This is a genomic window from Micromonospora sp. KC207 (assembly GCF_004348615.1).
Classification (GTDB): domain Bacteria; phylum Actinomycetota; class Actinomycetes; order Mycobacteriales; family Micromonosporaceae; genus Micromonospora.
This window is the reverse complement of the sequence record NZ_SMKJ01000338.1, coordinates 1-6,788: the sequence shown is the minus strand read 5'-3', so window position 1 is coordinate 6,788 and position 6,788 is coordinate 1. Positions and strand designations below refer to the sequence as shown.

The window sequence follows — 6,788 nt, the reverse complement described above, 5'->3', positions numbered from 1 at the left end:
CTGACCTCCGGGCGCGGCGGCTCTTCGGCGGCAGCGCGCGGGCCCTCGGCGACCTCGCCGCCAGCCCGTTTCGGGCCGACCGGGACCGGATCGTGGCCTCGCCCTTCTTCACCCGCCTGGGCGGCGTCACCCAGGTGATCAGCCCGGGCGGCTCCGGCCTGCTGGTGCACAACCGGCTCACCCACAGCCTCAAGGTGGCCCAGGTGGCCCGCGCGATCGCCGAGCGGCTCACCGCCGACAAACGCTGGCGGGACCTGCTGGACGTCCTCGGTGGCTGCGACCCGGACGTGGTGGAGGCCGCCGCCCTCGCCCACGACCTCGGGCACCCGCCGTTCGGGCACCTGGGGGAGCGGGTGCTCGACCGGCTGGCCCGCCAGCGACTCGGCCTGGCCGACGGGTTCGAGGGCAACGCCCAGTCGTACCGGATCGTCACCAGCACCGAGATCCGCGGCGCGGCGACCACCGGCCTGGACCTGACGGCGGCGGTCCGGGCGGCCATGCTGAAGTACCCGTGGACCCGGCTGGACCACCCGGACCCGCACCCCCGGCACCTCGTCCCGCCGCCCCGGGGGGCCGCCGCGCCCCCCGAGGATCCGGACAGCGGGTCGGCCAAGTTCGGCGCGTACCGCACGGAGCTGGCCGACCTGCGGCAGGCCCGGGAACCGTTCGCCGGGCGGATCGCCGACTGGCAGCAGACCGTGGAGGCGTCGGTGATGGACACCGCCGACGACATCGCGTACGCCATCCACGACGTGGAGGACTTCTACCGGGTCGGGGTGCTCCAGCAGGGCACGGTGGCGGCCGAGCTGATGGCCTGGCAGCGGGAGAACGATCACCTGCGGGCGATCACCGGGCCGGCGCTGGACGGGGTGGACCGGCGGCCCGGGGCGGCCATCGAGCGGCTGCGCCGCCAACTGCACCGCAAGGACGGCTGGGTCGCCGACGACGAGGCGTTCGCCGCCGCCGTCGAGCACGTCCGGCAGGAGTTGGTCGAGGGGCTGCTCGCGCTGCCGTTCGACGGCTCGATCGAGGCGGAGCAGTACGTGGCCCGGTTCTCCGCCCGGTGGACCACCCGGTTCGTCGACGCGATCACCGTGACCGAGACGCCGTCGATGCGCTCCGGGCACGTGCTGCTCGCGCCGGCCCAGTGGCACGAGGTGCAGGTGCTCAAGTTCGTGCACCACCGGTTCGTGCTGGCCCGTCCGGACCTGGCCCTGCACCAGCGGGGCCAGGCGCGGCTGCTCGGAACCCTCGTCGAAGCGCTGTGGGAGTGGCTGCTCGACCCGGAGGAGGAGTCCCGGCTGCCGCGCCGCCTGCACGACCTGGTCGAGCTGGCCGAGGCGGAGCTGCACCCGCGTACCCCGGACCGGATCGGCCGGGCCCGGGGGCGGGCGATCATCGACTTCGTCGCGCAGCTCACCGACGGCCAGGCGGTCGCGATGCTGGACGCGCTCTCCGGCCGTTCCGGCGCGCTCTGGACGGACGCCTTCGTGCTCTGAGCGCCGGCCGGCGCCCGCCCGCGCGGCCGGCTCGGCGTGTCTGTCGGTCCGTGGCGGCCAGCTACCGGTGGCGAAGCGGACAATACGCATTTTTCGTGCGTTTCTCAGCACTCTGCTCTTCGTTGAACCGGGTGCCGTGCAGCTCGGCGGCCCGTGACCGTCCGCAGTGGCTGCTGCGCGGTGCCAGGAAGGCCGGCGCCGCTCCAAGAAATAGGAGAACTTGGATGACTTGCTCGACTGTTGGTCGCCGTGTGCTTATCACCGGAGGGACCGGCTCGTTCGGCCAGACGATGGTGCGACGGCTGTTGGACCGCGACGTCGCGGAGGTACGCGTCCTCAGCCGGGACGAGGCCAAGCAGGACGTCATGCGCCGGACCCTCGGGGACGACCGGGTCTTCTACCACCTCGGTGACGTGCGGGATCTCGACAGCGTCCTGCACGCCACCCGGGGTGTCGACTTCGTCTTCCACGCCGCGGCGCTCAAGCAGGTCCCCTCCTGCGAGTTCTTCCCGCTGGAGGCCTTCCGGACCAACGTGGTGGGCAGCGCGAACGTGATCGAGGCAGCGGATCGGCACGGGGTCGGCTCCGTGGTGATGCTGAGCACCGACAAGGCGGTTCACCCGGTCAGCGCGATGGGGATGAGCAAGGGGATGATGGAGAAGCTCGCGCAGTCCCACGCTCGGGGCAGCTCGGGCGACGGGACGGTCGTCTCCTGTGTCCGGTACGGCAACGTCATGTACTCGCGGGGCTCGGTGATTCCGATCTTCATCGAACAGATAAAGGCCGGGGTCGTGCCGACCGTCACCGACCCCGACATGACGCGTTTCATGATGTCGCTCGCCGACTCCGTGGAGCTTGTCGAGCACGCGTTCCAGCACGCCAGGGCCGGCGACATCTTCGTCCGCAAAGCCGGTGCCTGCACGGTGGGGGACCTCGTCGTCGCCCTGTGCCAGCTCTTCGACGTGCCCCCGAAGTACGACGTGATCGGCGTACGGCACGGTGAGAAGCAGTTCGAGACGATGGCCAGCCGTGAGGAACTGGCCCGCGCCGAGGATTTCGGCGACTTTTATCGATTGCCGGTCGACGCCAGGCGGCTCAACTACGCGTCCTACGTCAGCGAGGGCAGGATCGGGATGCCACCGGTGCCCGAGCTCAGCTCCGCCACCGCCCGGCGGCTGGACGTGCCGGAGATCATGGAGCTGCTGCTCACGCTTCCGCAGGTCCGGGCCGAACTGGCCATGTGCGACCCGGCGCTGGCGCGGTGATCGGGGCGTCCTGACCGGGGCGGCCGTCTGGCGGAAGGGCGTTACCCGCCTGCCCGCCCGGGTCCGCTCACCGATGTCGAACCAGGAACTCCTCGATGACCTGGAAGACGCGATCTGCGTCGGCGCCGAGGAGGGTGGACCCGCTCGGCAGCGAGATGCCGCTGGCGAAGAGTCGTTCCGCTGCGCCGGTCACCACCGCCTGCCGGTCGAGGTGCGCCGGCTGCCGGTGCATCGGTTTGAACATGGGGCGGGTCTCGATGTCGTGTGCCGCCAGGTGCTCGCCGAGGTCGGCAGCCCGCCAACCGGCCGTCGCCGGTTCCACCACGAGCGAGGTCAGCCAGCAGTTCGAGCCGGCATCCCCGTCGCCGAGGATGCGTGTACCCGGCACCGAGGCGAAGAGCTTGGCGTAGCGCTCCCGCAGCGCACGCCGCCGTTCGATCATCCCGTCGAGGCGACGCAACTGGGCCCGGCCGAGGGCCGCGAGCACATTGCTCAGCCGGTAGTTGTAGCCGATGTCCCGATGCTCGTAGTGCGCGACCGGCTCCCGTGCCTGGGTCGAGAGCCGACGGACCCGGCTGATCAGCGCGGAGTCCCCGGAGACCAGCATGCCGCCGCTCGACGTTGTCATGATCTTGTTGCCGTTGAACGAGAAGATGCCGACGCGGCCGAAGCTACCCGCGTGCCGCCCCTCGTACGTGGAACCGAGGGCCTGGGCCGAGTCCTCGACCACCGGCACGCCCGCCGACGCACAGACCGGCAGCAGTCGGGCGTAGTCGGCGCAGACGCCGTTGATGTCCACCGCCATCACGGCGGCGACCCGCCGACCCCGGCGTTGGAGGTCGTCGAGCAGGTCGGGCAGCAGCTCCACGTCCACGTTCCCGGTCGCCGGGTCGCAGTCGACGAAGACCGGTTCCGCCCCGGTGTACGTCACCGCATTGGCCGTCGCCACGAACGTAAGGGTCGGCACCACGACGACGGTTCCGGGCCCGGCGCCGACCGCGACCAGGGCGAGATGCAGCGCGGCCGTCCCACTGCTGACCCCCACCGCGTAGCCGCAGCCCACCCGGTCGGCCACCTCGCGCTCGAACGCGTCCAGGTCGGGGCCGGCCGGTGCCACCCAGCCCGACCGCATCGCCGCGACGACGAGCGCCTCCTCGGTTGGACCGACGTCGGGCGGGGAGAGATGGATCCGCCGGACGGGGGAAGGTCGGCCTCCGCAGTACTGATCCACCATGAGGGCCTCCGGGCGACAGGTCGGGTGCAGGAATGTTGCGGTCCGTGTTGCCTACACCCAGTTAACCGAGATCGCGGGTGGACGTTACGGAATCGGCACGTCGGCGGCACGATCCCGGCGGTGGCGATGCGTCACCATGTCCGCCACCGCCTCTGCCGCCGCCGTGCGATCGAAGGCCCGCAGCGCGTGCTCTCTCGCGCTCCTGCCCCTGGGGGCGAGTTCTCCGGTCGTGAAGGCGCGATGGGCGATCGAGAGCGCCTCCCGGAGAGCGGCCGCGTCGCCACGCGGCACGATCCAGGCGAAGCTGTCGTTCACCGCCTCGGGCAGCCCTCCCGCGTCGCTGACGATGCTGGGGCGGCCCATGGCGGATGCCTCGCGGACCACTCCGTTGCTGCCCTCCGACAGCGACGGCGTCACGTTGACATCAGCGGCCAGGAAGTAGGGGCGCAGGTCGGGCAGCCGGCCCAACCACACGATGCTCCGATCGTCCTCGAACCTGTCCATCAGGTGCCTGCGGTGCGCCTCGCCGGCCTCGGTGAAGCCCACCCCCACCATGAGCAGCCGCGACCGTGGATGCGCCGCGTGGAAGTCGCGCCACGCCTCCAGAAGGACGTCGTGGCCCTTGATGTTCTGGCCGGAGAACGCGATCCGCTTGGGCGTGTAGATGTTCGCCACCATGATCGCGACGAAGACGTCGTCCGCGATGCCGAGCTCCGCGCGGACCGAGACGCGAGCCGAGGCCGCGGGGCCGGGCGCTCGGACTCTGGCGGGGTCGAAGTGGTCCAGGTCCACCCCGTACTGGGCCACCGGCCGCCGTTCGGCCGGGCAGCCGAGGGCCTGGTACATCGTCGAGATGTGCTGCGTGCAACAGATGATGAGGTCGTCCAGCCGCCACAGCAGGCGCTCCACGGGACGGACCACCGGCGATTCCAGGTAGAGCGGCCCGGCGACCATGTGCACCCGGCGCAGCGGAAGCCGAAACGCCGCAATCCGGGCAGCCAGGGCCGCCGCGTACAAGTGGTAGTTCAGGACATCCAACCGCAGCCCGCTAAGGAGCCGGCGAAGTCTCCACAGCCCCCGCACCGCCTTGAGGGTGGGACGGAACCGGAAGTCGAACGGGGAGTCCAGCGTCTCGACACCACGTTTTCTGAACTGCTCCCGCAACGCGCCCGGCCCCGGGGGAAGGATCGCGATCACCTCGTGGTTGCGCCGACGCAGCTCGTCGATTTGGGGAAGCGTCCAGAAACAGCCCTCGGTCGTGCGCAGCAGGATGGCGATGCGAAGATTGCCCACGGACCGTGTCCTTGTCGTCTCCTTTGCGAACGGCGGTGCCCGAGGCGCGGGCGACGCCCATTCGCGATGGGTGCCGGTAACGGCGACTAGGTCTGGTCCAACGAGGAGAAGCGGCGCGGGTTACGAGCCCCCGGGGCCGGGCGGCGACGAGCGGCGGTCGCCTCAGGCGATCGACTGCCACCAGCCGTCGACCGGGGGCGGGTCGTCGACGACCACCCGCTCGCCGGGGCGGGGCACGGCCAGCCGGACGTCGCGGGCCTTCGCCTCCGCCCAGAGCCGGTCCACCGGCTCGGACCAGTCGTGCAGGGCCAGGTTGAACGTCGCCCAGTGCACCGGCAGGAGCAGCCCGCCGCGCAGGTCGAGGTGGGCGGCGACGGCCTCCTCCGGGAACATGTGGATGCTCGGCCACGCCCGGTCGTACGCGCCGATCTGCATCAGCGTCACGTCGAACGGGCCGTGCTCGGCGCCGATCTCGGCGTACCCGTCGAAGTAGCCGGAGTCGCCGGTGTAGAAGACCTTCCGGTGGACCCCGGCCACCACCCACGAACTCCACAGCGTGCCGTCGCGGCGCAGCCCTCGGCCGGAGAAGTGCTGGGCGGCGGTCGCGGTGATCGTCAGCCCGCCCACCCGGTGACTCTCCGACCAGTCCAGCTCGATGATTCGCTGCTCCGGGACGCCCCACCGGTCCAGGTGCGCCCCGACTCCCAGGGGTACCAGGAACGGCGCGGACTGCCCGGCGGTCAGCGCCCGCACCGTGGCCATGTCGAGGTGGTCGTAGTGGTCATGGGAGATCACGATCGCGTCCACGGCGGGCAACTCGTGCAGGCCCACCGGAGGCTCGTGCAGCCGGTGTGGCCCGACCAGCGCCGACGGTGAGCACCGGTCGCTCCACACCGGGTCGACCAGCACCCGGTGACCCTCGATCTCGATCAGCGCGGAGGCGTGGCCGTACCAGACGACGCCGAGCTCGCGCTCGGTGGCGGCGGTGGCCGGAGAGTCGGCCGGGCGCAGCAGCGGGACGGCGACGGACGGTCGGCGCTTCTGCTTGCCGAAGATCAGCTCGCGGACGAGGCTGCGGTCGGGTGCGCCGGCCATCGTCCGGGTGCTCGCCCGGTTGTGGAAGATGCCGTCGCGGAACTGCGGGGAGCGGGCCGCCCGCTCGGCGCGGGCCCCCGTGATCCGCCCGCCCAGGGCGGCCGGCACGTCCCGGACCGCCCAGGCCAGGCCGGCCAGGGCGGCGAACCCGACCGCGCCGCGCAGCCGCCGCGCCAACGCCCGCCGGGCGACCTGTTCCGCTGGTACCGCCATCGTCGTCTGCCCCTCCGCCGCTGTCCCGCAGTACACCGTAGTCCGCTCTCGCACCCCCGCGCGGGGTGGCGGCCCGGCGTGGGTCAGCCGCCGTTGCTGGGCCGCCGGACGACGGCCCGGTTGGTGGGGCCGGCGCCGGTCAGCCCGTGACGGCCATTGAACCGGCGGCACCCCTGTCCCGGCCGGCGG

At 71.8% G+C, this 6,788-nt stretch carries 5 protein-coding genes; 2 read left to right on the top strand and 3 right to left on the bottom strand.

What is annotated here, in order from left to right; all coding sequences use genetic code 11:
- Both E1258_RS28415 and E1258_RS28410 read left to right on the top strand, forming a co-directional pair.
- On the top strand, positions 1 to 1,499 hold a 1,499-nt coding region (locus E1258_RS28415; protein ID WP_132406536.1), incomplete at its 5' end, for a deoxyguanosinetriphosphate triphosphohydrolase family protein.
- A gap of 224 nt (positions 1,500 to 1,723) precedes the next feature.
- Positions 1,724 to 2,764 (top strand): polysaccharide biosynthesis protein, encoded by a 1,041-nt coding sequence (locus E1258_RS28410; RefSeq protein WP_132406534.1) that lies wholly within the window; start codon positions 1,724 to 1,726, stop codon positions 2,762 to 2,764.
- A gap of 67 nt (positions 2,765 to 2,831) precedes the next feature.
- Here E1258_RS28410 and E1258_RS28405 read toward each other — a convergent pair whose 3' ends face one another.
- The 3 genes from E1258_RS28405 to E1258_RS28395 form a co-directional block, all read right to left on the bottom strand.
- A complete protein-coding gene (locus tag E1258_RS28405) occupies positions 2,832 to 3,998 on the bottom strand; it encodes a DegT/DnrJ/EryC1/StrS aminotransferase family protein (protein ID WP_132406532.1) in 1,167 nt (388 codons plus the stop codon).
- 84 nt (positions 3,999 to 4,082) lie between these two features.
- Complete coding sequence (locus tag E1258_RS28400; protein WP_132406530.1) at positions 4,083 to 5,291, bottom strand: glycosyltransferase family 4 protein; 1,209 nt, start codon at positions 5,289 to 5,291, stop codon at positions 4,083 to 4,085.
- A 162-nt stretch (positions 5,292 to 5,453) separates the two neighbouring features.
- Positions 5,454 to 6,599, bottom strand: a complete 1,146-nt coding sequence (locus E1258_RS28395; protein ID WP_132406528.1) for an MBL fold metallo-hydrolase — start codon at positions 6,597 to 6,599, stop codon at positions 5,454 to 5,456.
- Positions 6,600 to 6,788: the final 189 nt, after the last annotated feature.